The sequence below is a fragment of the Microvirga sp. TS319 genome, assembly GCF_041276405.1.
Lineage (GTDB): Bacteria > Pseudomonadota > Alphaproteobacteria > Rhizobiales > Beijerinckiaceae > Microvirga.
Genome location: NZ_JBGGGT010000002.1, coordinates 2,809,678 through 2,835,369 on the forward strand (window position 1 = coordinate 2,809,678; position 25,692 = coordinate 2,835,369).

The 25,692-nt window shown below is 63.2% G+C and carries 30 protein-coding genes; all 30 read right to left on the reverse strand.

All coding sequences use genetic code 11. The features are described from left to right. Positions 1–171: 171 nt before the first annotated feature. Complete coding sequence (gene rplO / locus AB8841_RS22665) at positions 172–645, reverse strand: 50S ribosomal protein L15 (protein WP_370438039.1); 474 nt, start codon at positions 643–645, stop codon at positions 172–174. Positions 646–656: 11 nt separating this feature from the next. Next, positions 657–860, reverse strand: coding sequence for a 50S ribosomal protein L30 (gene rpmD, locus AB8841_RS22670; protein ID WP_370438040.1), 204 nt, complete (start codon positions 858–860; stop codon positions 657–659). Between the two features lie 14 nt (positions 861–874). Beyond that, positions 875–1,444 carry a 30S ribosomal protein S5 gene (gene rpsE / locus AB8841_RS22675; RefSeq protein ID WP_370438041.1) on the reverse strand — a complete coding sequence of 190 codons (570 nt, stop codon included), beginning with the start codon at positions 1,442–1,444 and terminating at the stop codon, positions 875–877. 124 nt (positions 1,445–1,568) lie between these two features. Next, a complete protein-coding gene (rplR, locus tag AB8841_RS22680) occupies positions 1,569–1,931 on the reverse strand; it encodes a 50S ribosomal protein L18 (RefSeq protein WP_370438042.1) in 363 nt (120 codons plus the stop codon). 12 nt (positions 1,932–1,943) lie between these two features. Beyond that, positions 1,944–2,477 (reverse strand): 50S ribosomal protein L6, encoded by a 534-nt coding sequence (rplF, locus tag AB8841_RS22685; RefSeq protein WP_370438043.1) that lies wholly within the window; start codon positions 2,475–2,477, stop codon positions 1,944–1,946. A 37-nt stretch (positions 2,478–2,514) separates the two neighbouring features. After that, the gene (gene rpsH, locus AB8841_RS22690; RefSeq protein WP_134499503.1) at positions 2,515–2,910 is read right to left on the reverse strand and encodes a 30S ribosomal protein S8; all 396 of its coding nucleotides are present in this window, start codon (positions 2,908–2,910) and stop codon (positions 2,515–2,517) included. A 15-nt stretch (positions 2,911–2,925) separates the two neighbouring features. After that, complete coding sequence (rpsN, locus tag AB8841_RS22695; RefSeq protein ID WP_116529227.1) at positions 2,926–3,231, reverse strand: 30S ribosomal protein S14; 306 nt, start codon at positions 3,229–3,231, stop codon at positions 2,926–2,928. Positions 3,232–3,270: 39 nt separating this feature from the next. Continuing rightward, entirely contained in the window at positions 3,271–3,837 is a 567-nt protein-coding gene (gene rplE, locus AB8841_RS22700) for a 50S ribosomal protein L5 (RefSeq protein WP_134499502.1), read from the reverse strand. Then, positions 3,830–4,147, reverse strand: a complete 318-nt coding sequence (gene rplX, locus AB8841_RS22705; RefSeq protein ID WP_370438044.1) for a 50S ribosomal protein L24 — start codon at positions 4,145–4,147, stop codon at positions 3,830–3,832. Before rplX ends, rplE begins: the two co-directional genes overlap by 8 nt. Continuing rightward, on the reverse strand, positions 4,147–4,515 hold the full coding sequence (rplN, locus tag AB8841_RS22710) for a 50S ribosomal protein L14 (protein ID WP_009764309.1): 369 nt from the start codon (positions 4,513–4,515) through the stop codon (positions 4,147–4,149). Before rplN ends, rplX begins: the two co-directional genes overlap by 1 nt. Before the next feature lie 164 nt (positions 4,516–4,679). Further along, the gene (rpsQ, locus tag AB8841_RS22715; RefSeq protein ID WP_370438045.1) at positions 4,680–4,919 is read right to left on the reverse strand and encodes a 30S ribosomal protein S17; all 240 of its coding nucleotides are present in this window, start codon (positions 4,917–4,919) and stop codon (positions 4,680–4,682) included. Between the two features lie 12 nt (positions 4,920–4,931). Further along, positions 4,932–5,144, reverse strand: coding sequence for a 50S ribosomal protein L29 (rpmC, locus tag AB8841_RS22720; protein WP_370438046.1), 213 nt, complete (start codon positions 5,142–5,144; stop codon positions 4,932–4,934). 12 nt (positions 5,145–5,156) lie between these two features. Continuing rightward, positions 5,157–5,570, reverse strand: a complete 414-nt coding sequence (gene rplP, locus AB8841_RS22725; protein WP_370438047.1) for a 50S ribosomal protein L16 — start codon at positions 5,568–5,570, stop codon at positions 5,157–5,159. Between the two features lie 24 nt (positions 5,571–5,594). Then, positions 5,595–6,299, reverse strand: coding sequence for a 30S ribosomal protein S3 (rpsC, locus tag AB8841_RS22730; RefSeq protein WP_134499499.1), 705 nt, complete (start codon positions 6,297–6,299; stop codon positions 5,595–5,597). 11 nt (positions 6,300–6,310) lie between these two features. After that, positions 6,311–6,691 (reverse strand): 50S ribosomal protein L22, encoded by a 381-nt coding sequence (gene rplV, locus AB8841_RS22735; protein ID WP_161724274.1) that lies wholly within the window; start codon positions 6,689–6,691, stop codon positions 6,311–6,313. A 1-nt stretch (position 6,692) separates the two neighbouring features. After that, positions 6,693–6,971 (reverse strand): 30S ribosomal protein S19, encoded by a 279-nt coding sequence (gene rpsS, locus AB8841_RS22740; RefSeq protein ID WP_047186987.1) that lies wholly within the window; start codon positions 6,969–6,971, stop codon positions 6,693–6,695. 15 nt (positions 6,972–6,986) lie between these two features. Further along, entirely contained in the window at positions 6,987–7,823 is an 837-nt protein-coding gene (gene rplB, locus AB8841_RS22745) for a 50S ribosomal protein L2 (protein WP_370438048.1), read from the reverse strand. 20 nt (positions 7,824–7,843) lie between these two features. Beyond that, positions 7,844–8,140, reverse strand: coding sequence for a 50S ribosomal protein L23 (locus AB8841_RS22750; protein WP_370438049.1), 297 nt, complete (start codon positions 8,138–8,140; stop codon positions 7,844–7,846). Beyond that, on the reverse strand, positions 8,137–8,757 hold the full coding sequence (gene rplD, locus AB8841_RS22755) for a 50S ribosomal protein L4 (RefSeq protein ID WP_370438050.1): 621 nt from the start codon (positions 8,755–8,757) through the stop codon (positions 8,137–8,139). Before rplD ends, AB8841_RS22750 begins: the two co-directional genes overlap by 4 nt. Next, complete coding sequence (rplC, locus tag AB8841_RS22760; protein ID WP_370438051.1) at positions 8,757–9,485, reverse strand: 50S ribosomal protein L3; 729 nt, start codon at positions 9,483–9,485, stop codon at positions 8,757–8,759. The genes rplD and rplC overlap by 1 nt, the downstream gene beginning before the upstream one ends. Positions 9,486–9,532: 47 nt before the next feature. Next, entirely contained in the window at positions 9,533–9,841 is a 309-nt protein-coding gene (gene rpsJ, locus AB8841_RS22765; RefSeq protein WP_009764298.1) for a 30S ribosomal protein S10, read from the reverse strand. Positions 9,842–9,908: 67 nt separating this feature from the next. Next, entirely contained in the window at positions 9,909–11,099 is a 1,191-nt protein-coding gene (gene tuf / locus AB8841_RS22770; RefSeq protein ID WP_370438052.1) for an elongation factor Tu, read from the reverse strand. A gap of 45 nt (positions 11,100–11,144) precedes the next feature. Beyond that, complete coding sequence (fusA, locus tag AB8841_RS22775; RefSeq protein WP_370438053.1) at positions 11,145–13,220, reverse strand: elongation factor G; 2,076 nt, start codon at positions 13,218–13,220, stop codon at positions 11,145–11,147. An 18-nt stretch (positions 13,221–13,238) separates the two neighbouring features. Next, the gene (gene rpsG, locus AB8841_RS22780) at positions 13,239–13,709 is read right to left on the reverse strand and encodes a 30S ribosomal protein S7 (RefSeq protein WP_370438054.1); all 471 of its coding nucleotides are present in this window, start codon (positions 13,707–13,709) and stop codon (positions 13,239–13,241) included. A gap of 33 nt (positions 13,710–13,742) precedes the next feature. Beyond that, the gene (gene rpsL, locus AB8841_RS22785; protein WP_019400023.1) at positions 13,743–14,114 is read right to left on the reverse strand and encodes a 30S ribosomal protein S12; all 372 of its coding nucleotides are present in this window, start codon (positions 14,112–14,114) and stop codon (positions 13,743–13,745) included. Between the two features lie 560 nt (positions 14,115–14,674). Further along, positions 14,675–18,850 (reverse strand): DNA-directed RNA polymerase subunit beta', encoded by a 4,176-nt coding sequence (gene rpoC / locus AB8841_RS22790; RefSeq protein ID WP_370438055.1) that lies wholly within the window; start codon positions 18,848–18,850, stop codon positions 14,675–14,677. Positions 18,851–18,961: 111 nt separating this feature from the next. Next, positions 18,962–23,122 carry a DNA-directed RNA polymerase subunit beta gene (gene rpoB / locus AB8841_RS22795; protein ID WP_370438056.1) on the reverse strand — a complete coding sequence of 1,387 codons (4,161 nt, stop codon included), beginning with the start codon at positions 23,120–23,122 and terminating at the stop codon, positions 18,962–18,964. A 239-nt stretch (positions 23,123–23,361) separates the two neighbouring features. Further along, positions 23,362–23,739 carry a 50S ribosomal protein L7/L12 gene (gene rplL / locus AB8841_RS22800; RefSeq protein WP_370438057.1) on the reverse strand — a complete coding sequence of 126 codons (378 nt, stop codon included), beginning with the start codon at positions 23,737–23,739 and terminating at the stop codon, positions 23,362–23,364. A 51-nt stretch (positions 23,740–23,790) separates the two neighbouring features. Beyond that, complete coding sequence (gene rplJ / locus AB8841_RS22805; RefSeq protein WP_370438058.1) at positions 23,791–24,309, reverse strand: 50S ribosomal protein L10; 519 nt, start codon at positions 24,307–24,309, stop codon at positions 23,791–23,793. A 678-nt stretch (positions 24,310–24,987) separates the two neighbouring features. Beyond that, positions 24,988–25,686: a 50S ribosomal protein L1 gene (gene rplA, locus AB8841_RS22810; protein ID WP_370438059.1), complete on the reverse strand. Its 699-nt coding sequence runs from the start codon at positions 25,684–25,686 to the stop codon at positions 24,988–24,990. Positions 25,687–25,692: the final 6 nt, after the last annotated feature.

The window sequence follows — 25,692 nt, forward strand, 5'->3', positions numbered from 1 at the left end:
ACGGCCCAAGCGGGCTCCGCACGGATCATGCAAACTTTGGAAGGCAGGAGCTTGATCGCGCCTTCCTCCGGCGCAGTCAAACTTTAACTTACGGAACTCACATCACACAAACGGCGGCCACGCGATCAGACGCGGGCCGCCGCTTGGATCTGGCTTAATGTGGGCTCAGGCTCACGCCTGTGCAACGGCGCCCAGCAGGGTCACCGAACCGCCAGCCTTCTCGATCGCCTCGACGGCCGACTTGGAGGCGCCGTGGACCTGGAACGACAGCTTGGCCTTGAGTTCACCGACGCCGAGGATCTTCACGCCGTCGCGGGGCTTGGAGACCACGCCCGCGGCCACCAGCGACTCGACGGTCACGGGAGCGGCCTGGTCGAGCTTGCCGGCCTCGATCGCCTGCTGAATGCGGCCGACATTGACCTCGTTCAGATCGATCGCGTTCGGCTTGTTGAAGCCACGCTTCGGCAGACGGCGATGCAGAGGCATCTGACCGCCTTCGAAGCCCTTGATCGACACGCCGGTACGGGACTTCTGACCCTTGACGCCACGGCCGCCGGTCTTGCCCTTGCCCGAGCCGATACCACGGCCGACGCGCATCCGGTTCTTGGTGGAACCTTCGTTGTCACGAATTTCGTTGAGTTTCATGACCGCTCTCCTCACTGCCCGTCGACAACGCGCACGAGGTGCTTGACCTTTTCGATCATGCCGCGAACGGACGGCGTGTCTTCCAAGGTCGAGGTGCGATGAAGCTTGTTGAGCTTGAGGCCGATCAGCGTCTGGCGCTGCTTGGCCTCGCGGCGGATCGGCGAACCGATCTGCTCAACGGTGATGGTTGCTGCGGAAGCAGGCTTCTTAGCCATTCTGGAAGCCCTCCTTACGCGTCAGCGCCGGCATCGGCGCCGGCATCGGCGTCGCGGCGGCGGGCCTGGAGCGTCGAAACCTTCAGACCACGGCGGGCAGCCACGGCGCGCGGGCTGTCCTCGTTCTTGAGCGCATCGAAGGTCGCGCGCACCAGGTTGTAGGGGTTCGACGAGCCGAGCGACTTCGACACGACGTCCTGCATGCCGACCGCCTCGAAGACGGCGCGCATCGGACCGCCGGCGATGATGCCGGTACCCTGGGGAGCCGCACGCAGCACGACCTTGCCGGCGCCATGACGGCCGTTCACGTCGTGATGCAGGGTGCGGCCCTCACGCAGCGAGACGCGGATCATCGAGCGCTTCGCAGCGTCGGTGGCCTTGCGGATCGCCTCCGGAACCTCGCGGGCCTTGCCGTGGCCGAAGCCGACGCGGCCCTTCTGGTCGCCGACGACGACGAGAGCGGCGAAGCCGAAACGACGGCCGCCCTTCACGACTTTGGCGACGCGGTTGATATGGACCAGACGGTCCACGAATTCGCTGTCGCGCTCGTCGCGATCAGCACGTTCTCTGGGCTCTCTTGCCATGAGACCTCTCACTTGCGCGGGCGACGGGCCCGCTCGCTGGGGTTTGATATACGATACCCGCCGTAAAGCACGATCGGGACGGGAGGTAAACCACTCCCCGCCCCGCTCGTGAAATATCGAATGATCAGAACTCGAGGCCGCCTTCGCGGGCTGCGTCGGCGAGAGCCTTGACGCGACCGTGATAGAGGTAGCCGGAGCGATCGAAGATCACCTGCTTCACGCCAGCCTTGGCTGCGCGCTCGGCGACGAGCTTGCCCACTTCCTTCGCCGCGTCGACGGTGGCGCCGGTCTTGAGCTTGCCGCGGAGATCCTTCTCGATCGTCGAGGCCGAAGCCACGGTCACGCCGCGCTCGTCATCGATAACCTGGGCATAGATCTGCTTGGACGAACGGAACACCGACAAACGCGGGCGGCCATTCGCTGCCTTCCTGATCGCACGGCGTACACGAGCCTTGCGGCGATCTTCAGCGCCTTTCTTCTCAGCCATGATACGTCGTCCTTACTTCTTCTTGCCTTCCTTGCGGAAGATGAATTCGCCGGCATACTTGACGCCCTTGCCCTTATAGGGCTCCGGACCGCGATACTCGCGGATCTCGGCGGCGGTCTGGCCGACCTTCTGCTTGTCGATACCGGAGACGACGACTTCCGTCGGCTTCGGCGTCGTGATCGTGATGCCGGCCGGGATCTCGTAGTCGATATCGTGGCTGTAACCGAGCGACAGCTTCAGCATCTTGCCAGCGACAGCGGCCTTGTAGCCGACGCCGTTGATCTCGAGACGCTTCTCGAAGCCGTTGGACACGCCCTGCACCAGGTTTGCAACCTGAGCGCGGGAGAGTCCCCACTTCGAGCGAGCCACCTTCGACTGGTCGCGGGGAGCAACCGAAACGGCGCCATCCTCGAGCACAACCGACACTTCTTCGGGAACGAGGAACGAGAGTTCGCCCTTCGAGCCCTTCATCTTAACCGTCTGGCCGTCAACGGTCGCCGTCACTCCCGACGGAACCGGAACCGGCTTCTTGCCTACTCGTGACATTCTGGAATCTCCGTGGTTCTGTGCTGTTGCTTCGGCCTTAGAAGACCTTGCAGAGCACTTCGCCGCCCACGTTCTTCTCACGGGCCTCGTGATCGGCCATCACGCCCTGGGGCGTCGAGAGAATGGTGATGCCGAGGCCGTCAGCCACGCGAGGCATGGTGTCGACGGAAGCATACACGCGGCGGCCCGGCTTGGAGACGCGCTCGATGGAGCGGATCACCGGCTGACCGTCATAGTACTTCAGCTCGATCGAAAACTCCGTGCGGCCGTTGCCGAACTCGGTCTGCGAATAGTCGCGAATGTAGCCCTCGCTCTTGAGAACTTCGAGAACGCGAGCGCGGAGCTTCGAGCCAGGGGTCGTGACCACACCGCGACGACGCATCTGCGCGTTGCGGATACGGGTGAGCATATCGCCCAACGGATCGTTGATCATATAGTGCTCTCCCTCTTACCAGCTGGACTTCACGAGGCCCGGGATCAGGCCCTTGTTGCCGAGCTCGCGCAGAGCGATGCGCGACATGCCGAGCTTACGGTAGTATGCGCGCGGACGGCCCGTGATCTCGCAACGGTTGCGGATGCGGGTCGGGCTCGCATTGCGCGGCAGCTCAGCCAGCTTGAGGCGCGCTTCGAAGCGCTCCTCCATGGACTTCGACTCGTCGTTCGCGACCGCCAGGAGGCGCTCGCGGCGGCCGGCGAACTTCTTCACCAGCTGGCGACGGTGCTTGTTCTTCTCAATAGCGCTTTTCTTAGCCATTCTTTTATCTCCAGTGTCCGCGTCTGAGGACAGCTATCCTCACTGCCGGAACGGGAAGTTGAAGTGACGCAGCAGAGCGCGGGCTTCGTCATCGGTCTTGGCCGTCGTCGTGATGATGACGTCCATACCCCAAACCTGCTCAACCTTGTCGTAGTTGATCTCAGGGAACACCAGGTGCTCCTTGATACCCATCGCGTAGTTGCCGCGGCCGTCGAACGACTTGGGGTTCAAGCCCCGGAAGTCGCGGACGCGGGGAAGCGCGATGGTGACGAGCCGATCGAGGAACTCGTACATGCGCACCTTGCGGAGCGTAACCTTGGCGCCGATCGGCATGCCCTCGCGGACCTTGAACTGCGAGATCGCCTTACGGGCCTTCGTGATCACCGGCTTCTGACCGGCGATGAGCGCGAGATCCGCAGCGGCCACGGAGGCCTTCTTCGAATCGGCGGTCGACTCGCCCACGCCCATGTTCAGCACGATCTTGTCGATCTGCGGAACTTCCATGGGGTTCTTGTAGCCGAACTCTTCGATGAGCTTCGGACGCACCACTTCCTCGTAGTGCTTCTTCAGCCGCGGGGTGTAACCGTCCACCTGAGCCTTAGCCATCGATCAGGTCTCCCGAACGCTTCGCGAAGCGAACCTTGCGGCCGTCTTCGAGAACTTTGAAACCAACCCGGGTCGGCTTGCCGTCCTTCGGGTCCGCATAGGCCAGGTTCGACAGCTGGATCGGGGCCTCTTTCGAGATGATGCCGCTCTCCTGGGTCGCCGTCTGGCGCTGGTGGCGCTTCACCAGGTTCACGCCACGGACGACCGCGCGCTCTTCCTTCGGGAGCACCTGCACGACTTCACCGGTCTTGCCCTTGTCGCGACCGGTCAGGACGACGACCTTGTCGCCCTTCTTGATCTTCGCGGCCATTAGAGCACCTCCGGCGCAAGCGAAATGATCTTCATGTGATTCTTGGCACGCAGTTCGCGCGGCACGGGCCCGAAGATACGGGTGCCGACCGGCTCTTTCTGATTGTTGATCAGAACGGCGGCATTGCGGTCGAAGCGGATGACCGAGCCGTCGGCGCGACGGATGTCCTTGGCGGTGCGCACGACGACCGCCTTCATGACGTCGCCTTTCTTCACGCGGCCGCGCGGAATAGCCTCTTTCACGGATACGACGATGATATCGCCCACGGAAGCGTACTTACGCTTCGAACCGCCGAGAACCTTGATGCACATCACGCGACGGGCGCCGGAATTGTCGGCGACGTCAAGATTCGTCTGCATCTGGATCATGGCTTTGATCCTTTCCTTTGTTTCAGACAGGTTTCCGGGTCAAGGCACGATTGCCCCCCGGACTACGCCTGACGGGGATCTCCTGTCCCCTGCCCTTCAAATGTCGAGAGAGGCGGCCGTATACACGAACCGCCCCCGCTAGACAACCCCAAAAAGAAGACCGGTTAGGCCTTCGCTTGGTCGACGAGCACCCAGGTCTTGAGTTTGGAGAACGGCCTGGTCTCTTCGATGAAGACCGTGTCGCCCACCTTAGCTTGATTGTTCTCGTCGTGAGCGTGGTAGTTTTTCGTCTTACGCACGGTCTTCTTTAGAACCGGGTGCGTGAAACGACGTTCCACCTTCACGACGACCGTCTTGTCCTGCTTGTCGCTGACAACGACGCCCTGCAAAACGCGCTTCGGCATCTTGATTTCCTCTTAAGCCTTAGCCGCAGCGGCCTTCTGGCGCTGCAGCGTCTTGACGCGGGCGATGTCCCGGCGGACTTCACGGACGCGTCCGGTGTTCTCGAGCTGGCCGGTCGCGCGCTGGAACCGCAGGTTGAACTGCTCCTTCTTGAGGTTCAGCATCTCGTCCGACAGCTGGTCCGCAGACATTGCCTTGAGGTTCGAGAATCTTTCCTTCGACTTCATGATTCCCTCTCCTTACTCGGCAATACGCTGGATGAAGCGCGTCTTGATCGGGAGCTTGGCTGCGCCGAGACGAAGCGCCTCACGGGCGATATCCTCCGACACACCATCGATCTCGAACATGATACGGCCGGGCTTTACCTTGGCGGCCCAATATTCCGGCGCGCCCTTGCCCTTACCCATACGCACTTCGGTCGGCTTCGTCGACACCGGCACGTCCGGGAAAATGCGGATCCACACCCGTCCCGCGCGTTTCATGGCGCGGGTGATGGCGCGGCGAGCCGCCTCGATCTGACGAGCGTTGATCCGCTCGGGTTCCATCGCCTTCAGACCGAACTGGCCGAAGTTGAGGTCCGTACCGCCCTTCGCAGCGCCGGAAATACGGCCCTTGAACTGCTTACGGAACTTGGTTTTCTTCGGTTGCAACATGGCAAACCTCTCCTGACCTCTCCGTTACGCCGCTTGCTCGCGGCGGCCACCAGAGCGGCCTCCTTCCTCGTTCATCCGCTTGTCCTGGGCCATCGGATCGTGCTCAAGGATTTCGCCCTTGAAGATCCAGACCTTGATGCCGCAGGTGCCATAGGTCGTAAACGCCGTGGACACGCCGTAATCGACATCCGCACGCAGCGTGTGCAGCGGAACGCGGCCCTCGCGGTACCACTCCAGGCGGGCGATTTCAGCGCCACCCAGACGGCCCGAGCAGTTGATACGGATGCCCTCGGCGCCCAGACGCATGGCCGACTGAACGGCACGCTTCATGGCGCGGCGGAAGGCGACGCGACGCTCGAGCTGCTGAGCGATCGAATCGGCCACGAGCGTGGCATCGACTTCCGGCTTGCGGACTTCGACGATGTTGATCGCCACGTCCGCGTCGGTCATCTTCGAGACGATCTTGCGGAGCTTCTCGATGTCGGCACCCTTCTTGCCGATCACCACGCCCGGACGGCCCGAGTGAATGGTGACGCGGCACTTCTTGTGCGGACGCTCGATGACGATCTTCGAGACGGCGGCCTGCTTCAGCTGCTTCATCAGCGCTTCGCGGATCGCCATATCCTCATGCATCAGCTTGGCATACTCGCCTTTGCCGGCGAACCAGCGCGAGTCCCAGGTCCGGTTGATGCCGAGCCGAAGACCGATCGGGTTAACTTTCTGACCCATCTGGTTCTCCTTTATGCCTGTTCGGCAACTTCCCGAACCACGATCGTGAGGTTCGAGAACGGCTTTTCGATACGAGCGCCCCGGCCACGGGCCCGGGCGTGGAAGCGCTTCATGACGAGCGCCTTGCCGACAAATGCCTGGCTGACGACGAGGTCATCCACATCGAGGTTGTGGTTGTTCTCGGCGTTGGCAATGGCGCTCTCGAGGCACTTCTTCACGTCGCGAGCGATGCGCTTGCGGGAGAACTCGAGGTCGGCGAGAGCCGCAGAAACCTTCTTGCCGCGGATAAGGGCCGCAACAAGATTGAGCTTCTGGGGGCTGACGCGCAGCATGCGAGCGACGGCTTGAGCCTCGTTGTCGCTCAATGCGCGAGGAGTCGCGGCCTTACCCATCTTACTTCCTCTTCGCCTTCTTGTCCGCCGCGTGGCCGTGGAAAGTGCGGGTCGGCGAGAACTCGCCGAACTTGTGACCCACCATTTCCTCGCTCACGAGAACGGGAATGTGCTTCTGACCATTGTAGACCCCGAACGTGAGGCCCACGAATTGCGGGAGGATCGTGGAGCGACGGCTCCAGATCTTGATGACCTCGTTGCGGCCCGAAGAACGGGCAGCCTCGGCCTTCTTGAGGAGGTAACCGTCGACGAACGGACCCTTCCAAAGCGAACGTGCCATGACGTGCCTCTATCCTTACTTCTTCCGAGCGTGACGGCTCGACACGATGAACTTGTCGGTCCGCTTGTTCGAACGGGTTTTCTTGCCCTTGGTGGGAACGCCCCAGGGCGTCACCGGATGACGACCACCGGAGGTACGGCCTTCACCACCACCGTGCGGGTGGTCGATCGGGTTCATGGAAACGCCGCGGTTATGCGGACGCTTGCCAAGCCAGCGGTTGCGACCGGCCTTGCCGACCGAGGTGTTCATGTGGTCGGGGTTGGACACTGCGCCGACGCTGGCGAAGCACAGGCCGTGGACCAGGCGCTGCTCGCCGGAGTTCAGACGGACCGTCACGTAGCCCTGGTCACGACCCACGATCTGAGCGTAGGTGCCGGCAGAGCGGGCGAGAGCGCCACCCTTGCCGATCTTCAGCTCGATGTTGTGGATGATCGTTCCCACCGGCATGTTGCCGATCGGCATCGCGTTGCCCGGCTTAATGTCGACCTGCTCGCCGGCCGACACCTGGTCGCCGGCAGCCAGACGCTGCGGAGCCAGGATGTAGGACAGCTCGCCATCGGCGTAGCGGATGAGCGCGATGAAGGCGCTGCGGTTCGGATCGTACTCGATCCGCTCCACGGTCGCCACATCGCCCATACGGCCGCGACGCTTGAAGTCGACCAGGCGCAGGGTGCGCTTGTGACCACCGCCACGGAAGCGGACGGTCACGCGACCCGTGTTGTTACGGCCGCCGGAGGAGCTCTTGCCCTCCGTCAGCGTCTTGACCGGCTTGCCCTTGTAGAGCTCGCTGCGGTCGACGATCACCAGCTGGCGCAGGCCGGGGGTGATTGGTTTGAAGGTTTTCAAAGCCATCGGATCACTCTCTCAACCGATCAGAGGCCCGTCGTGACATCGATGGTCTGGCCCTCTTCGAGGGTCACAACCGCCTTCTTCACGTCCGACCGCTGGCCGCGGGTGCCGCGGAACATCTTCACTTTGCCCTTGGTGACGAGCGTGTTGACGCTCTTCACCTTGACATCGAACAGCTTCTCAACCGCTTCCTTGATCTGCGGCTTCGTCGCTTCCGGGCGCACCTTGAACACGACCTTGTTCTGTTCGGACAGAGCAGTCGCCTTCTCGGTGATGACCGGGCTTACGATCACATCGTAATGGCGCGGGTCCAGGCTCATTTGAAGCGCGCCTCCAGCGCATCGACAGCTGCCTTCGTGAGAACGAGCTTCTCGCGACGCAGAATGTCATAGACGTTGATGCCCTGCACCGGCAGGACGTCGATGTTCGGGATGTTGCGAGCAGCCCGCTGGAAGTTGACCTCGATCTCGGCGCCCCCGATGATGAGGGCATTGCCGAGGCCGAGCTTGCCGAAGCGCTCGACGAGAGCCTTCGTCTTGGGCTCCGACAGCGTCGCGTCGTCGAGAACGACGAGCGAGGCGCCCTTGGCCTTGGACGAGAGCGCATGCTTCAGGGCAAGCGCGCGGACCTTCTTGGGCAGGTCGTGAGCATGGCTGCGAACCTGCGGGCCGAAGGCACGACCGCCGCCCCGGAACTGGGGAGCGCTCGCGGCGCCGTGACGGGCGCTGCCGGTGCCCTTCTGCTTGTAGACCTTCTTCGTCGTCCGGTCGATATCCGAACGGTTCTTGACGGCGTGCGTGCCGGCCTGGCGCTTTGCGAGCTGCCAGCGGACGCAACGGGCAAGAAGGTCGGCGCGCGGCTCGAGGCCGAAAATGGCCTCGTTCAGCTCGACGGAACCCGACGTGTTGCCCTCAAGCGTGGTGACATCAAGCTTCATCACGCATTCTCCTCTTGGGCCTGCTCAGCCTGGGGGGCCGGTGCAGCATCGTTGGCCGAGCGGAACGCGCCGGGCATCGGCACTTCCTTCGGCAGCTTGCGCTTCACCGCGTCGCGGACGAAGATCCAGCCGCCGGCAACGCCCGGAACGGCGCCTTCGACGAGGATCAGACCGCGCTCGACATCGGTCGACACGACACGCAGGTTCTGCGTGGTGACGCGCTCGACGCCCAGGTGACCCGGCATCTTCTTGTTCTTGAACGTTTTGCCCGGATCCTGGCGGCCACCGGTCGAACCGATCGAACGGTGGGAGATCGACACGCCGTGCGAGGCGCGCAGACCGCCGAAGTTCCAGCGCTTCATACCGCCCGCGAAGCCCTTACCCGTCGTGATGCCCGTGACGTCCACGAACTGACCGGCAACGAAGTGATCGGCGGTGATCTCGGCGCCCACCGGGATGACAGCATCCTCGGAGACGCGGAATTCCGCGAGCTTGCGCTTCGGCTCGACCTGGGCGACGGAGAAACGTCCGCGCTCGGCCTTCGAAACGTTCTTTACCTTGGCCTTGCCGACGCCGACCTGCAGCGCGGTGTAGCCGTTCTTTTCCATGGTCCGGTGGGCAACGACCTGACAGTTGTCGACCTTCAGAACCGTGACCGGGACATGTTCACCGGCATCCGTGAAGATGCGGGTCATCCCGACTTTCTGTGCAATGACGCCTGAGCGCATGTGCGTATCCTCTCGGCGTGTCTACCGAAAGCTCCAAGCCTAACGGCTCAGAGCTTGATTTCCACGTCCACACCAGCAGCGAGATCGAGCTTCATCAGAGCGTCAACCGTCTGCGGGGTGGGGTCCACGATATCGAGAACACGCTTATGAGTGCGCATCTCGAACTGCTCGCGCGACTTCTTGTCGATGTGCGGCGAGCGAAGCACCGTAAAGCGCTCGATGCGCGTCGGCAGCGGGATGGGCCCGCGCACCTGGGCGCCGGTCCGCTTCGCGGTCGACACGATTTCGCGTGTCGAAGCGTCGAGGATCCGGTGGTCGAACGCCTTAAGGCGAATACGAATGTTTTGACCGTTCATGGCTTATCCATTCAACAAGGGAAGCGGCCGAGCCGAAACCCGGCCGCTGTCCTTTGATCCTCTCTTGTTAGTCCATCACGGCGGCGACGACGCCGGCCCCGACGGTACGGCCGCCCTCACGGATGGCGAAGCGCAGCTTCTCCTCCATGGCGATCGGCGCGATCAGCTCGACTTCCATCGTGATGTTGTCGCCCGGCATCACCATCTCGGTGCCCTCGGGCAGCTTCACCACGCCCGTCACGTCGGTCGTGCGGAAGTAGAACTGCGGACGGTAGTTGCCGAAGAACGGCGTGTGACGGCCACCCTCTTCCTTGGTCAGGATGTAGGCCTCGGCCTTGAACTTCGTGTGCGGCTTGATCGAGCCCGGCTTGCACAGCACCTGGCCGCGCTCGACGTCCTCGCGCTTCGTGCCGCGCAGCAGCACGCCCACGTTGTCGCCCGCCTGGCCCTGATCGAGCAGCTTGCGGAACATCTCGACGCCGGTCACCGTCGTCTTCACCGTCGCCTTCAGGCCGACGATCTCGACTTCCTCGCCGACCTTCACGATGCCGCGCTCGACGCGGCCCGTCACCACCGTGCCGCGGCCCGAGATCGAGAACACGTCTTCGATCGGCATCAGGAACGGCTGGTCCACCGGACGCTCCGGCTGCGGGATGTAGCGGTCAACCTCGGCCATCAGCTCGAGCACGCGGTCGCGGCCGATCTCCGGCTGACGGTCCTCCAGCGCGCACAGCGCCGAGCCCTTCACGATCGGAATGTCGTCGCCGGGGAAGTCGTACTTCGACAGAAGCTCGCGCACTTCCAGCTCAACCAGGTCGAGCAGCTCCGGATCGTCGACCATGTCGACCTTGTTCATGAACACCACCAGCGCCGGAACGCCGACCTGACGCGCCAGCAGGATGTGCTCGCGGGTCTGCGGCATCGGGCCGTCGGCCGACGACACCACCAGGATCGCGCCGTCCATCTGCGCCGCACCCGTGATCATGTTCTTCACGTAGTCGGCGTGGCCAGGGCAGTCCACGTGCGCATAGTGCCGGTTCGTGGTCTCGTATTCCACGTGCGCGGTCGAGATCGTGATGCCGCGCGCCTTCTCTTCCGGCGCCTTGTCGATCTGGTCGTAGGCCGTGAACGTCGCTCCGCCCGACTCCGCCAGAACCTTCGTGATCGCCGCCGTCAGAGACGTCTTGCCGTGGTCGACGTGACCAATCGTCCCGATGTTGCAGTGCGGCTTATTCCGCTCAAACTTTTCCTTCGCCATCGTGGCACCCGTTCCTTTGATATTCCAATATTCGCTTTAGTGGGTTCAGGCGTATTTCGCCTGAACCTCGGCAGCCACGTTCGACGGCACCTGCTCGTAGTGGTCGAACTGCATGGTGTAGTTGGCCCGGCCCTGGCTCATGGAGCGCAGGGTGTTCACGTAGCCGAACATGTTGGCGAGCGGGACCATGGCGTTGATCACCACGGCGTTGCCGCGCATGTCCTGACCCTGGATCTGGCCACGACGGGAGTTCAGGTCACCGATGACCGAGCCCGTGTAGTCCTCAGGGGTCACGACCTCGACCTTCATCACCGGCTCGAGCAGGACCGAGGCGCCCTTCTGGAGGGCCTCTCGGAGAGCTGCGCGAGAAGCGATTTCGAAGGCCAGAGCCGACGAGTCGACTTCGTGGAAGGCGCCGTCGATGAGCTCGACCTTGAGGTCGACCACCGGGAAGCCAGCGATGACGCCGGCACCCACGACGGACTGAAGGCCCTTTTCGACGCCCGGGATGTATTCCTTCGGAACAGCACCGCCGACGATCTTCGACTCGAACGAGAAACCGGCACCCGGCTCGTTCGGCTGAACGACCAGCTTCACACGAGCGAACTGGCCAGTACCGCCGGTCTGCTTCTTGTGGGTGTAGTCGATCTCGGTCTTCTTCGTGATCGTCTCACGGTAGGCCACCTGAGGTGCGCCCACATTCGCGTCGACCTTGTAGGTACGCCGCAGAATGTCGACTTTGATGTCGAGGTGAAGCTCACCCATGCCCTTCAGGATCGTCTGTCCCGACTCCTGGTCGGTGGAGACGCGGAAGGACGGATCTTCAGCGGCGAGCTTGGCGAGAGCCAGGCCCAGCTTCTCCTGGTCGGCCTTCGACTTCGGCTCGATCGCGATCTCGATGACGGGTTCGGGGAACTCCATCTTCTCGAGGATCACGGACTTGATCGGGTCGCAGAGCGTGTCGCCGGTGCGGACTTCCTTGAGGCCGGCGAGAGCGACGATGTCGCCCGCAAAGGCCTCTTTGATGTCTTCGCGGTTGTTCGCATGCATGAGCAGCATGCGGCCGACGCGCTCCTTCTTGTCGCGGGTCGAGTTCAGGATCGAGGAACCGGCCTCGACCTTGCCCGAATACACGCGGCAGAAGGTGATCGTGCCCACGAAGGGATCGTCCATGATCTTGAAGGCGAGCATGGAGAACGGATCTTCGTCGAGCGGCTTGCGGACGATCTCTTCCTCGGTCTTGAAGTCGATGCCCTTGATCGCGCCACGGTCAACCGGGGACGGCAGGAAGTCGACGACTGCGTCGAGGAGCGGCTGAACGCCCTTGTTCTTGAACGCGGAACCGCAGAGAACCGGGTGGAACGCGCGGCGCTGCACGGCCGTGCGAACCAGGCGGCGGAGCGTCTCGTCGTCCGGCTCCTGTCCGTCCAGGTAAGCCACCATGGCGTCGTCGTCCATCTCGACGGCGGCCTCGACGAGCTTGCCACGATATTCCTTGGCCTGGTCGAGCAGGTCGGCAGGGATTTCCTCTTCGCCGAAGGGAGCGCCGGGGCCTTCACCGGACCAGACGATCGCCTTCATCTTCACGAGGTCGATCACGCCCTTGAAGTCCGACTCGGCGCCGATGGGCAGCTGGAGGCAGACGGGCTTGCCGGCGACGCGGTCGATGATGTCGGCGACGCACTTGAAGAAGTTCGCGCCGATCTTGTCCATCTTGTTGACGAACACGACACGCGGAACGTCATACTTGTCGGCCTGGCGCCAGACGGTCTCGGTCTGGGGCTCGACGCCCTGGTTGCCGTCGAGAACGCAGACGGCGCCGTCGAGGACACGCAGCGAACGCTCCACCTCGATGGTGAAGTCGACGTGGCCGGGGGTGTCGATGATGTTCAGACGCTTGCCGTTCCAGAAGCAGGTGGTGGCAGCGGACGTGATCGTGATGCCACGCTCCTGCTCCTGTTCCATCCAGTCCATGGTGGCGGAACCCTCGTGGGTCTCGCCGACCTTGTGGGACTTGCCGGTGTAGTACAGGATGCGCTCGGTCGTCGTCGTCTTGCCGGCATCGATGTGAGCCATGATGCCGAAGTTACGGTAGTCCTCAATCGCGTGCGTGCGGGGCATCGCTTAAGCTCCTTACCGTTACCAGCGATAGTGCGAGAACGCACGGTTGGCTTCCGCCATCCGGTGGGTGTCTTCGCGCTTCTTCACGGCGTTGCCGCGGTTGTTCGAGGCATCGAGCAGCTCGGCGGAGAGACGCTCGACCATGGTCTTGTCGTTGCGGCCGCGGGCAGCCTGGATGATCCAGCGGATCGCGAGGGCCTGACGGCGCTCGGTGCGGACTTCGACCGGGACCTGGTAGGTCGCACCGCCGACGCGGCGGGAACGGACCTCGATCGCCGGAGCGACGTTGTCGAGGGCCTGTTTGAAGACCTCGAGCGGATTGGCCTTGGCGCGGGTTTCGACGATATCGAGCGCACCGTAGACGATGCGCTCGGCAGCCGACTTCTTGCCGTCGTACATGATGGAGTTCATGAACTTCGTGACGACGATATCCCCGAACTTGGGATCCGGGATGATCTCACGCTTTTCGGCGCTATGGCGGCGGGACATGAGCTAGCTCCGACCTGAAATGATGTTGACGGCTTACTTCGGCCGCTTCGCGCCGTACTTCGAACGACGCTGCTTACGATTCTTCACGCCCTGGGTGTCGAGAACACCGCGGAGAACGTGGTAGCGAACACCGGGAAGGTCCTTCACGCGGCCGCCGCGGATCATAACCACGGAGTGCTCTTGAAGGTTGTGTCCCTCGCCCGGGATGTAACCGATGACTTCGAAGCCATTGGTCAGGCGAACCTTGGCAACCTTACGGAGAGCCGAGTTCGGCTTCTTCGGGGTCGTGGTGTAAACGCGCGTGCACACGCCGCGCTTCTGCGGGCAGGCCTCAAGCGCGGGGACCTTATTCCGGCTCTTTTGCGCCGTCCGCGGCTTGCGGATCAGCTGAGAGATCGTTGGCATCCTGTGCCCTCTTTCACCAGCCACCGATCCGGTGGCCTTTGAGTGTCTTCAACGGTTCAACGCCGCACATGACGCTTCGTGCGAACCAGCGGCTGCACAAAACGAAGCCACGCCATTGGCTTGGAAAAGCCCTTGGCGCGGTGCGATTGCAGAGGACCACGATGATCTGGCACCGCGGTCTTGCCCTAAATCTGACTTGTGTCAGTCAAGGTTGAGTTCGGCAGCGTTTAGGTGGCATCGGTCGAAGCTAGGCGCTTCGACTGGCGGAAACCTACGGCCAGCCGGAAAGTCCGGTTTCTGTAGCGTCCGAGTCGCCGAAAGTCAACAGGTTTCCGCTAACGAACCGGAAAGGAACGATGCCGGAGGCGTGATAGGGGCTTCGTTTCCGGCCTCGCTTCCTATCTGGGAGCGCTTTCGGGTTTCGCAAGGGCGGGGCGCGGCTGAAGCCACGCTTGCCCCTGCCCTTCGCCGTGCAATGGCCAGGCTTGGCGCGTCTCGTGCCGGCAAATGAAAAGGCCGCCCGAAGGCGGCCTTTCCGATTCTCTGTCTGGCAAACCCGCTTATTCGGCTGCCGGCGGGAGTTCGCCGACCTGGGCGGCCGACTCGGACCGCTTCTGCTGAAGGATCAGCTCGTCGCGGTGGCTTGCCACGGCCTTGATCTGAGCCGTGAGAGCGCCCGTGCCGGCCGGGATGAGGCTGCCGACGATGACGTTCTCCTTGAGGCCCTCCAGGGTATCGACCTTCCCGTTGACGGCCGCCTCGGTGAGGACGCGGGTGGTCTCCTGGAAGGACGCCGCCGAGATGAAGGACCGGGTCTGCAGCGAGGCCTTCGTGATACCGAGGAGAACCGGCACGCCTTCGGCGGGCTTCTTCCTCTCGGCAGCCAGACGCTCGTTGGCCTCCTCGAACTCGAGACGGTCGACCTGCTCGCCCGTGAGGAACTCGCTGTCGCCGCCGTCCGTGATCTCGACCTTCTGCAGCATCTGGCGAACGATCACCTCGATGTGCTTGTCGTTGATCAGCACGCCCTGGAGGCGATAGACCTCCTGGATCTCGTTCACGAGGTAGGCTGCCAGCTCCTCGACGCCCTTGATCGCAAGGATGTCGTGCGGGGCCGGGTTGCCGTCGACGATGAAGTCGCCGATCTCGACCACGTCGCCGTCCTGCAGGTGGATGTGCTTGCCCTTCGGGATCAGGTACTCCACCGACTCGGAGCCGTCATGCGGGATCAGCGTCAGGCGACGCTTGCTCTTGTAGTCGCGGCCGAACTGGATCGTGCCGGACTTCTCCGCGATGATGGCGGCATCCTTCGGACGACGAGCCTCGAACAGCTCCGCAACGCGCGGCAGACCGCCCGTGATGTCGCGGGTCTTGGCGCTCTCGGTCGAGACACGCACGAGAACGTCACCGGCCTTCACCTTCGAGCCGGGATCGACCGCAAGGATCGCATCCACGGGCAGGAGGTAACGGGCGTCGCCGCCACGGGCCAGCTTGGCGATCTTGCCGCCCTTGCCCTCGATGATGACGGCCGGGCGAAGATCGGCCGTGCGGACCGAACCGCGCCAGTCGATGACCACGCGCTTGGCGATGCCGGTCGACTCGTCCATGGACTCGATCATCGACGCGCCGTCCACGAGGTCCTCGTAGCCGACGGTGCCTTCGACTTCGGTCAGGATCGGACGGGAATAGGGATCCCATTCCGCGATGCGCTGACCGCGCTTGATCGTGTCGCCCTCGTCGACCTTCAGGCGGGAGCCGTATTGCAGGCGATGGACCGCCCGCTCCGCGCCGTCGGGACCGGTGATCACAACAGCCACGTTGCGGCCCATGACGACGAGATCGCCGTCTGAGTTGCGCGCAATGTTCTTGTTGCGGAAGCCGATCGTGCCCTCGAAGCTCGACTCGATGAAGGACGAGTCGGCGATCTGAGCCGCGCCGCCGATGTGGAAGGTACGCATCGTGAGCTGGGTGCCCGGCTCGCCGATGGACTGCGCGGCGATGACGCCGACAGCCTCGCCGTGGTTGACCGGAGTACCGCGGGCCAGGTCACGACCGTAGCAGGTGGCGCAGACGCCGTTCTTGGACTCGCAGACGAGCACCGAACGGATCTTCACCTCCTGGATGCCGGCGGCGCCGATGGCTTCGAGATGGTGCTCTTCGATCATCGTGCCCTTCGGAACGATCACGGTGCCGTCCTGAGCCAGCAGGTCCTCGGCCGTGGAACGGCCCAGGATGCGGGACGCCAGCGACGCGACCACCTGGCCGGCATCGATGATGGCGCGCATCTTGATGCCCTTGTCGGTGCCGCAATCCGGCTCACGGATGACCGCGTCCTGCGCCACGTCCACGAGACGGCGGGTCAGGTAACCCGAGTTCGCGGTCTTGAGCGCGGTGTCGGCGAGGCCCTTACGGGCGCCGTGGGTCGAGTTGAAGTACTCGAGAACGTCCAGGCCTTCCTTGAAGTTCGAGATGATCGGCGTCTCGATGATCTCGCCCGACGGCTTGGCCATGAGGCCACGCATGGCGGCGAGCTGCTTCATCTGGGCCGGCGAACCACGAGCGCCCGAGTGGGACATCATGTAGATCGAGTTGACCTGCTTGTCGCGACCCTGATCGTCCTTCTGAACGGTCGAGATGCGGTTCATCATCTCGGCCGCGAGACGGTCCGAGCACTTTGCCCAGGCGTCGACGACCTTGTTGTACTTTTCGCCCTGGGTGATGAGGCCGTCCTGGTACTGCTGCTCGTAGTCCTTGGCGAGGGCGCGGGTCTCCTCGACGATCTGCCACTTGTTCTCCGGGATCACCATGTCGTCCTTGCCGAACGAAATGCCGGCACGGAACGCATTGTAGAAGCCGAGGCCCATGATGCGATCGCAGAAGATGACCGATTCCTTCTGACCGCAATGGCGGTAGACGGCGTCGATCATGCCCGAGATCTCCTTCTTGGTCATGAGCTTGTTCACGACGTCGAAGGACAGGGCCGGGTGCTTCGGCAGGAGACGCGAGAGCATGACGCGACCGGGCGTCGTCTCCACGATCTTGGTGTAGGGCTTGCCGTCCTCACCCACGCCTTCCCAGCGGTAGCGGATCTTGGAGTGAAGCGTGATGACCTTCTCGTTGAGGGCGTGCTCGATCTCGCCCATGTCGGCGAAGGCCTTGCCCTGGCCGGGCTGCCCGTCGGACACGATGGAGAGATAGTAGAGGCCCAGAACGATGTCCTGTGACGGCACGATGATCGGCTGACCGTTGGCCGGGTGCAGGATGTTGTTGGTGGACATCATCAGCACGCGGGCTTCGAGCTGCGCCTCGAGCGAGAGCGGCACGTGGACGGCCATCTGGTCGCCGTCGAAGTCCGCGTTGAACGCGGCGCAGACGAGCGGGTGCAGCTGGATCGCCTTGCCCTCGATCAGGGTGGGCTCGAAGGCCTGGATGCCGAGGCGGTGGAGCGTCGGAGCGCGGTTGAGCAGCACCGGGTGCTCGCGGATGACCTCATCCAGGATGTCCCAAACCTCGGGCTTCTCCTTCTCGACGAGCTTCTTCGCCTGCTTGACGGTGGCAGAGAGGCCGCGCGCGTCGAGCTTGGCGTAGATGAACGGCTTGAAGAGCTCGAGAGCCATCTTCTTGGGCAGGCCGCACTGGTGCAGCTTGAGCTCCGGACCGACCACGATGACCGAACGGCCCGAATAGTCGACGCGCTTGCCGAGCAGGTTCTGACGGAAGCGGCCCTGCTTGCCCTTCAGCATGTCGGCGAGCGACTTCAACGGACGCTTGTTGGCGCCGGTGATGACGCGGCCGCGGCGGCCGTTGTCGAACAGGGCGTCGACCGCCTCCTGCAGCATGCGCTTCTCGTTGCGGACGATGATGTCCGGAGCGCGCAGCTCCATGAGCCGCTTCAGGCGGTTGTTGCGGTTGATGACGCGGCGATAGAGGTCGTTCAGGTCGGAGGTCGCGAAGCGGCCGCCGTCGAGCGGCACCAGCGGACGAAGGTCCGGCGGGATTACGGGAACGACCGTCATGATCATCCATTCGGGCTTGTTGCCCGACTGGACGAAGGCCTCGATGATCTTGAGGCGCTTCATGAGCTTCTTTGGCTTCAGCTCCGACGTGGTGACCGCAATTTCCTCGCGGATGTCCTGAGCGGTCTTCTCAAGGTCGAGCTCCTGCAGGATGCGGCGGATGGCCTCCGCGCCGATCATGGCGGTGAAGCTGTCCTCGCCGTACTCGTCCTGAGCGCGGATGTACTCTTCCTCGGTCAGCAGCTGACGGTCCTTGAGGGGCGTCAGGCCGCCATCGACGACGATGTAGGATTCGAAATAGAGGATGCGCTCCAGATCCTTCAGGGTCATGTCGAGCAGCAGACCGATGCGGCTCGGCAGGGACTTGAGGAACCAGATATGCGCGACGGGAGCCGCGAGCTCGATATGGCCCATGCGGTCGCGACGGACGCGGGCGAGCGTCACTTCGACGCCGCACTTCTCGCAGATCACGCCCTTGTACTTCATGCGCTTGTACTTGCCGCACAAGCACTCGTAGTCCTTGATCGGGCCGAAGATGCGCGCGCAGAACAAGCCGTCGCGCTCGGGCTTGAAGGTGCGGTAGTTGATGGTCTCGGGCTTCTTGATCTCGCCGTAGGACCAGGACAGAATCTTCTCAGGGCTCGCGATCGAGATCTTGATCTGATCGAAGCTCTGCGGCTGAGCCGTCTGGTTGAAGAGATTCATGACCTCTTGATTCATCGCCGTCTCCTGGGCTGAAGGGCGCTCACATAAGCACCCTCACCGGCAATTGCATGGGGCCGCGGCGTTTTAGCCGCGGCCTGATGTCATATTCAGAGGCGCTTTCGCGCCTTACTCGGCGGCCTCGGACGGAGGCAGCTGCTCCGCCTCGTTGGCCGCCTTCTTGGAGTTGGTCAGTTCGACGTTCAGACCGAGGGAGCGCATTTCCTTCACGAGAACGTTGAAGCTCTCCGGAATGCCCGACTCGAAGGTGTCGTCGCCACGAACGATGGCTTCGTAGACCTTCGTGCGGCCGGCCACGTCGTCCGACTTGACCGTGAGCATTTCCTGAAGGGTGTACGCGGCGCCGTAAGCCTCGAGCGCCCAGACCTCCATTTCGCCGAAGCGCTGGCCGCCGAACTGGGCCTTTCCGCCCAGCGGCTGCTGGGTGACGAGGCTGTAGGGGCCAATGGAGCGAGCGTGGATCTTGTCGTCCACGAGGTGGTGGAGCTTCAGCATGTAGATGTAGCCCACCGTGACCTTGCGGTCGAAAGCCTCGCCGGTCTTGCCGTCGTACAGCGTGACCTGACCCGACGGGTCGAGGCCGGCCTTCTGGAGCATGGCTTCGATATCCGCCTCCTTCGCTCCGTCGAAGACGGGCGTGGCGAAGGGGACGCCGCGGCGCAGCTTGTTGCCGAGTTCCGCCAGCTCTTCGTCGGAAGCCTGCTCGATCTCGGGCAGGTTGCCGTAGATCGAGACCAGCTGCTCCCGCAGAGCCTGGGACTGACCGCTCCTCATATAGGCGTCGACCGCCTGGGCGACCTGCTTGCCGAGACCGGCAGCAGCCCAGCCGAGATGGGTCTCGAGGATCTGTCCAACGTTCATGCGGCTCGGCACGCCCAACGGATTGAGCACGATGTCGGCATGGGTGCCGTCTTCGAGGAACGGCATGTCCTCGATCGGAACGATGCGCGACACGACGCCCTTGTTGCCGTGACGGCCGGCCATCTTGTCGCCGGGTTGGATCTTGCGCTTCACCGCCACGAAGACCTTGACCATCTTCATGACGCCGGGCGGAAGCTCGTCGCCGCGCTGAAGCTTCTCGACCTTGTCGAGGAAGCGCTGCTCGAGACGCTTCTTCGACTCGTCGTACTGCTTCTGCATGGCCTCGATCTCGGTCATCAGAGCATCGTCTTCGACCGCGAACTGCCACCATTGCGACCGCGGATACTCGCTGAGCAGCTCGCGGGTGATCGGCATGTCCTTCTTGTAGCCCTTCGGCCCGGCCATGCCCTTCTTGCCGCTCAGGATCTCCGCCAGACGCGCATAGGTGTTGCGGTCCAGGATCGCCTGTTCGTCGTCGCGGTCCTTGGCGAGACGCTCGATCTCCTCACGCTCGATCGCCTGGGCGCGCTCGTCCTTGTCGACGCCGTGACGGTTGAAGACGCGGACTTCCACGATGGTGCCGGTCACGCCCGGGGGCACGCGCAGGCTGGTATCGCGAACGTCGGAAGCCTTCTCGCCGAAGATGGCGCGCAGAAGCTTCTCTTCGGGAGTCATCGGGCTCTCGCCCTTGGGCGTGATCTTGCCGACCAGGATGTCACCGGCATGGACCTCGGCGCCGATATAGACGATGCCGGCCTCGTCGAGGTTCTTCAGCGCCTCTTCCGACACGTTCGGAATGTCGCGCGTGATCTCCTCGGGACCGAGCTTCGTGTCGCGGGCCATGACTTCGAACTCCTCGATGTGGATCGAGGTGAAGACGTCCTCCTTCACGATCCGCTCGGAAAGCAGGATCGAGTCTTCGAAGTTGTAGCCGTTCCAGGGCATGAACGCGACGAGCACGTTCCGGCCGAGCGCGAGCTCGCCGTACTCGGTCGACGGACCGTCGGCGATGATGTCGCCCTTGCGGACCACGTCGCCGGCGCGCACCAGCGGCTTCTGCGTGATGCAGGTCGACTGGTTGGAGCGCTGGAACTTCTGCAGCCGGTAGATGTCGACGCCCGGACGGGTCGGATCCGTGTTTTCCGTCGCGCGGATAACGATACGGGTCGCGTCCACCTGGTCGACGATGCCGGTGCGGCGGGCCGCGATGGCGGCGCCGGAGTCGCGGGCCACGACCGCTTCCATGCCGGTGCCGACGAACGGGGCGTCCGCCTGAACCAGAGGCACGGCCTGGCGCTGCATGTTCGAGCCCATGAGGGCGCGGTTCGCGTCGTCGTTCTCGAGGAACGGGATGAGCGCGGCCGCGACGGACACGAGCTGCTTCGGCGACACTTCCATCAGGTCCACGCGATCGGGCGCGGCCACGATGTTTTCACCGGCGCGGCGGCAGATCACCAGCTCTTCGGTGAGCGTGCCGTTGGAGTCCAGCGTCGAGTTCGCCTGGGCGATGTTGTACTTCGCCTCTTCCATCGCGGAGAGGTACACGACCTCGTCCGTCACCCTGCTGTCGCGCACGCGGCGGAACGGCGTCTCGATGAAGCCGTACTTGTTCACGCGGGCGAAGGTGGCCAGCGAGTTGATCAGGCCGATATTCGGGCCTTCCGGCGTTTCGATCGGGCAGATGCGGCCGTAATGCGTCGGGTGCACGTCGCGCACCTCGAAGCCGGCGCGCTCGCGGGTCAGACCGCCCGGGCCAAGCGCCGAGAGACGACGCTTGTGCGTGACCTCGGAAAGCGGGTTGGTCTGGTCCATGAACTGCGAGAGCTGCGACGAACCGAAGAACTCGCGCACGGCGGCGGCGGCAGGCTTCGCGTTGATCAGGTCCTGCGGCATGACGGTGTCGATATCGACCGACGACATGCGCTCCTTGATCGCGCGCTCCATGCGCAGCAGGCCGAGGCGGTACTGGTTCTCCATGAGCTCGCCGACCGAGCGCACGCGGCGGTTGCCGAGGTGGTCGATGTCGTCGATCTCGCCCTTGCCGTCGCGCAGGTCCACGAGCGCCTTCGTGACCGCGAGAATGTCCTCGCGGCGCAGAGTGCGCACGGTGTCCTCGGCGTCGAGGTCGAGACGCATGTTCATCTTCACGCGGCCCACGGCCGAGAGATCATAGCGTTCGGCATCGAAGAACAGCGAGTTGAACATGGCTTCGGCCGTTTCGAGGATCGGCGGCTCGCCCGGGCGCATGACGCGGTAGATGTCGAACAGCGCATCCTCGCGGGAGGACGCCTTGTCGATGGCCAGCGTGTTGCGGATGTACGGACCCACGGTCACGTGGTCGATGTCGAGGACCGGGATTTCCGTGTAGCCCATGTCGATGAGCTCGGCCAGCTTGCCCTTGCGGTCGCCGGACTTGGCATCGATCGACAGATCGAGCTCGTCGCCGGCCTCTGCATAGATTTCGCCGGTCTGCGGATTGACGAGGTCCTCGGCGACGTACTGGCCGACGAGATCCTCGTCCGTCACGCGAAGGTGCGTGAGGCCCTTCTCGGCGAGTTGGCGGGCCGCACGGGCGGTCAGCTTCTTGCCGGCCTCCAGCACCACTTCGCCGGTCTTGGCGTCGATGAGATCGACGCTCGCCTTGAAGCCCTTCATGCGCTCGGCATCGTAAGGAATGGTCCAGCCATCCTTGGCCTTGGTGTAGACGATGCGGTTGAAGAAGGTATTGAGGATCTCCTCGCCGTCGAGGCCGAGGGCGTAGAGCAGCGACGTGACCGGGAGCTTACGCTTACGATCGATACGAGCGTAGACGATGTCCTTGGCATCGAACTCGATGTCAAGCCAGGAACCGCGATACGGAATGATGCGGGCTGCGAAGAGCAGCTTGCCGGAGGAGTGCGTCTTGCCCTTGTCGTGGTCGAAGAACACGCCCGGCGAACGGTGCATCTGCGATACGATGACGCGCTCGGTGCCGTTGACGATGAAGGTGCCGTTGTCGGTCATGAGCGGCATGTCGCCCATGTAGACGTCCTGCTCCTTGATGTCCTTCACGGAGCGGGCGCCGGTATCGGGGTCCACATCGAACACGATGAGGCGCAGCGTCACCTTGAGCGGCGCAGCAAACGTCATGCCGCGCTGACGGCACTCGTCGACATCGTATTTCGGGGGCTCGAACGTGTACTTCACGAATTCGAGCAAAGCAGTGTTCGAAAAGTCCGAAATCGGAAAAACCGATTTGAAGACGGCTTGCAAGCCCTCTTCCGGCCGGCCGCCCTTTGGTTCTTCGACCATCAGGAACTGGTCGTAGGATGCCTTCTGAACCTCGATCAGGTTCGGCATCTCCGCCACTTCCTTGATTTTCCCGAAGAACTTGCGAATGCGCTTCCGGCCGATCAGTGTATTGGCCATCTGGACCTCGTTCCTCATACACGCCTAATCAAGAACCCCGGGGATCGGGACCCTGGATTAGCCGCCCGGCGAATGCGCCGGCTTTGGACAAATCCGGACTCGTTGCGAGCCCTTCGAAAGGCCGTCAAAGAAGCCCGGCCTCTTTGACGACACAACGGCCCCAAGCGAAAATGCCTGGGACCGCGTGTTCTTGTGCCCCGATCTCTCGGGGGTAACCCTGCGGCCCGTAGGCCGCAAAATTACTTAAGCTCGACCTTGGCGCCGACCTTCTCGAGGGTCGCCTTGATCTTCTCGGCTTCGTCCTTGGAAACGCCTTCCTTGACGGGCTTCGGCGCACCTTCGACGAGGTCCTTGGCTTCCTTCAGGCCCAGGCCCGTGATGCCACGGACTTCCTTGATGACCTCGATCTTCTTGTCGCCGGCCGCAGCGAGAACGACCGTGAACTCGGTCTGCTCTTCAGCCGGAGCGGCGGCAGCGCCGGCGCCCGGAGCAGCAGCAACGGCAACGGCCGCAGCAGCGGAAACGCCCCACTTCTCTTCGAGCATCTTCGAGAGCTCGGCAGCCTCGAGAACGGTCAGCGACGACAGATCGTCAACGAGCTTGGCAAGATCAGCCATTTTGTACTTCCTTAAGTTCGGTTCGAACGATTTGATGGTTGAGGTACGGCCTCACGCCGCTTCGCCTGTCTTGGCATAGGCCCCGAATACGCGGGCGAGCTTTGCCGCCGGCGCAGTGCTGAGCTGAGCGATCTTCGTAGCCGGGGCCTGGATGAGGCCGACCAGCTTGCCGCGCAGTTCGTCGAGGGACGGGAGAGTGGCAAGTGCCTTCACTCCGTCCACGTTCAGGGCGGTCGTGCCCATCGCGCCACCGAGGATAACGAGCTTGTCGTTAGCCTTGGCGAAATCGACAGCGACCTTGGGAGCCGCGACCGGATCGCTCGAGTAAGCGATCAGGGTCGGACCTTTCATAAGGCCCGAGATGGACGCGACGTCCTTGCCTTCGAGAGCGATTTTGGCGAGGCTGTTTTTTGCGACCTTCACGGTGGCGCCGGCCTGCTTCATCTGCGCGCGCAGCTTCTGCATGTCGGCGACCGTGAGGCCAGCATAGTGGGCAACGACGACAACGCTCGTGCTGGAGAACACGTCGTTGAGAGTCGAGACGAGCTCGCGCTTTGCTGCTCTTTCCACTGGGCTCTCTCCGGTTGGCGGAAAAGTCCGCCGGTTGCATTTGCCGCTCAAGGCCCGGACTTGCATCCGAGGCATCTTGAACGACGCTCTCGCAAGCCCTGTCCCCCAGATGCGCCGGGCGGCGCAAAGGGTAAGATGGTTCGAACCGAAACTCGCTGCCTGCGTTGAACAGGCATGAAACTCGGCTTCCCCGTCTATGCAGGCCCTCACGAATTAAGCTGGACAAGCCAGCGCCTGCAGTCTCGGACAGGACATAGCCGGAACGCGCCAAAGGTTGCCCTTTGACCCGCCGGCCTGTCACCGCCCCGTTTCCGGGGCGGATTCGCAGCCAGAAGCACGCGCAAAAGCGCAGCTTCGGCATATGTTGGAATCTCAACGCGTTCTAATAAGCCTTCGCGACCCGCTTGCCAAGGGGCAGATGGAAGGATTTTGACGATTTATTCGTAATCCGATATAACAGTTCTTTTCAACCCGGGGCCGCCGCCGCTCCCGGGGAGAATGACCCTGGGCGTTCATTTCCGGCGGGATGCCCGGTTTCCCCTTCCCGTGTGGCGGGCCGACCTCGAGGGCGTCGAGCCGCTGCCGGGACATTCCCACAAAGACGGACAACCGGGGCTTCCCATAACAAAAAGCCCGGCGACAGGCGCCGGGCTCTCTGTATTCCATTCAAGTGGTCGATCAGCCGTTGAGGACCGAAGACGGGTCCACCTTCACGCCGGGGCCCATCGTCGAAGACACGGCGATGCGCTGGATGTAGGTGCCCTTGGCGCCCGAGGGCTTTGCCTTGGAGACGGCGTCGGCAAAGGCCCTGATGTTCTCGACGAGCTTGCCCTCGTCGAAGGAGGCCTTGCCGATGCCGGCATGAACGATACCGGCCTTCTCGACGCGGAACTCGACGGCGCCGCCCTTGGCGGCCTCGACGGCGTTCTTGACGTCCATGGTGACCGTGCCGACGCGCGGGTTCGGCATCAGGCCGCGCGGGCCCAGCACCTTACCGAGACGGCCGACGAGGCCCATCATGTCCGGAGTGGCGATGCAGCGGTCGAATTCGATCGTGCCGCCGTTGACGGCCTCGAACAGATCCTCCGCGCCCACGATGTCGGCACCGGCAGCCTTGGCCTCGTCGGCCTTGGGCCCACGGGCGAACACGGCCACGCGAACCGTCCGGCCAGAGCCGTTCGGCAGGTTGCAGACGCCGCGGACCATCTGGTCGGCGTGCCGGGGATCAACGCCGAGATTCATCGAGATCTCGATGGTCTCGTCGAACTTCGCCTTGGCGCGGTCCTTGATCAGCTTCACCGCATCCTGGATCGGATACAGCTTGTTGGCATCGATGCCCTCGCGGGCGCCGCGGATGCGCTTACCTTCCTTAGCCATCGTGCC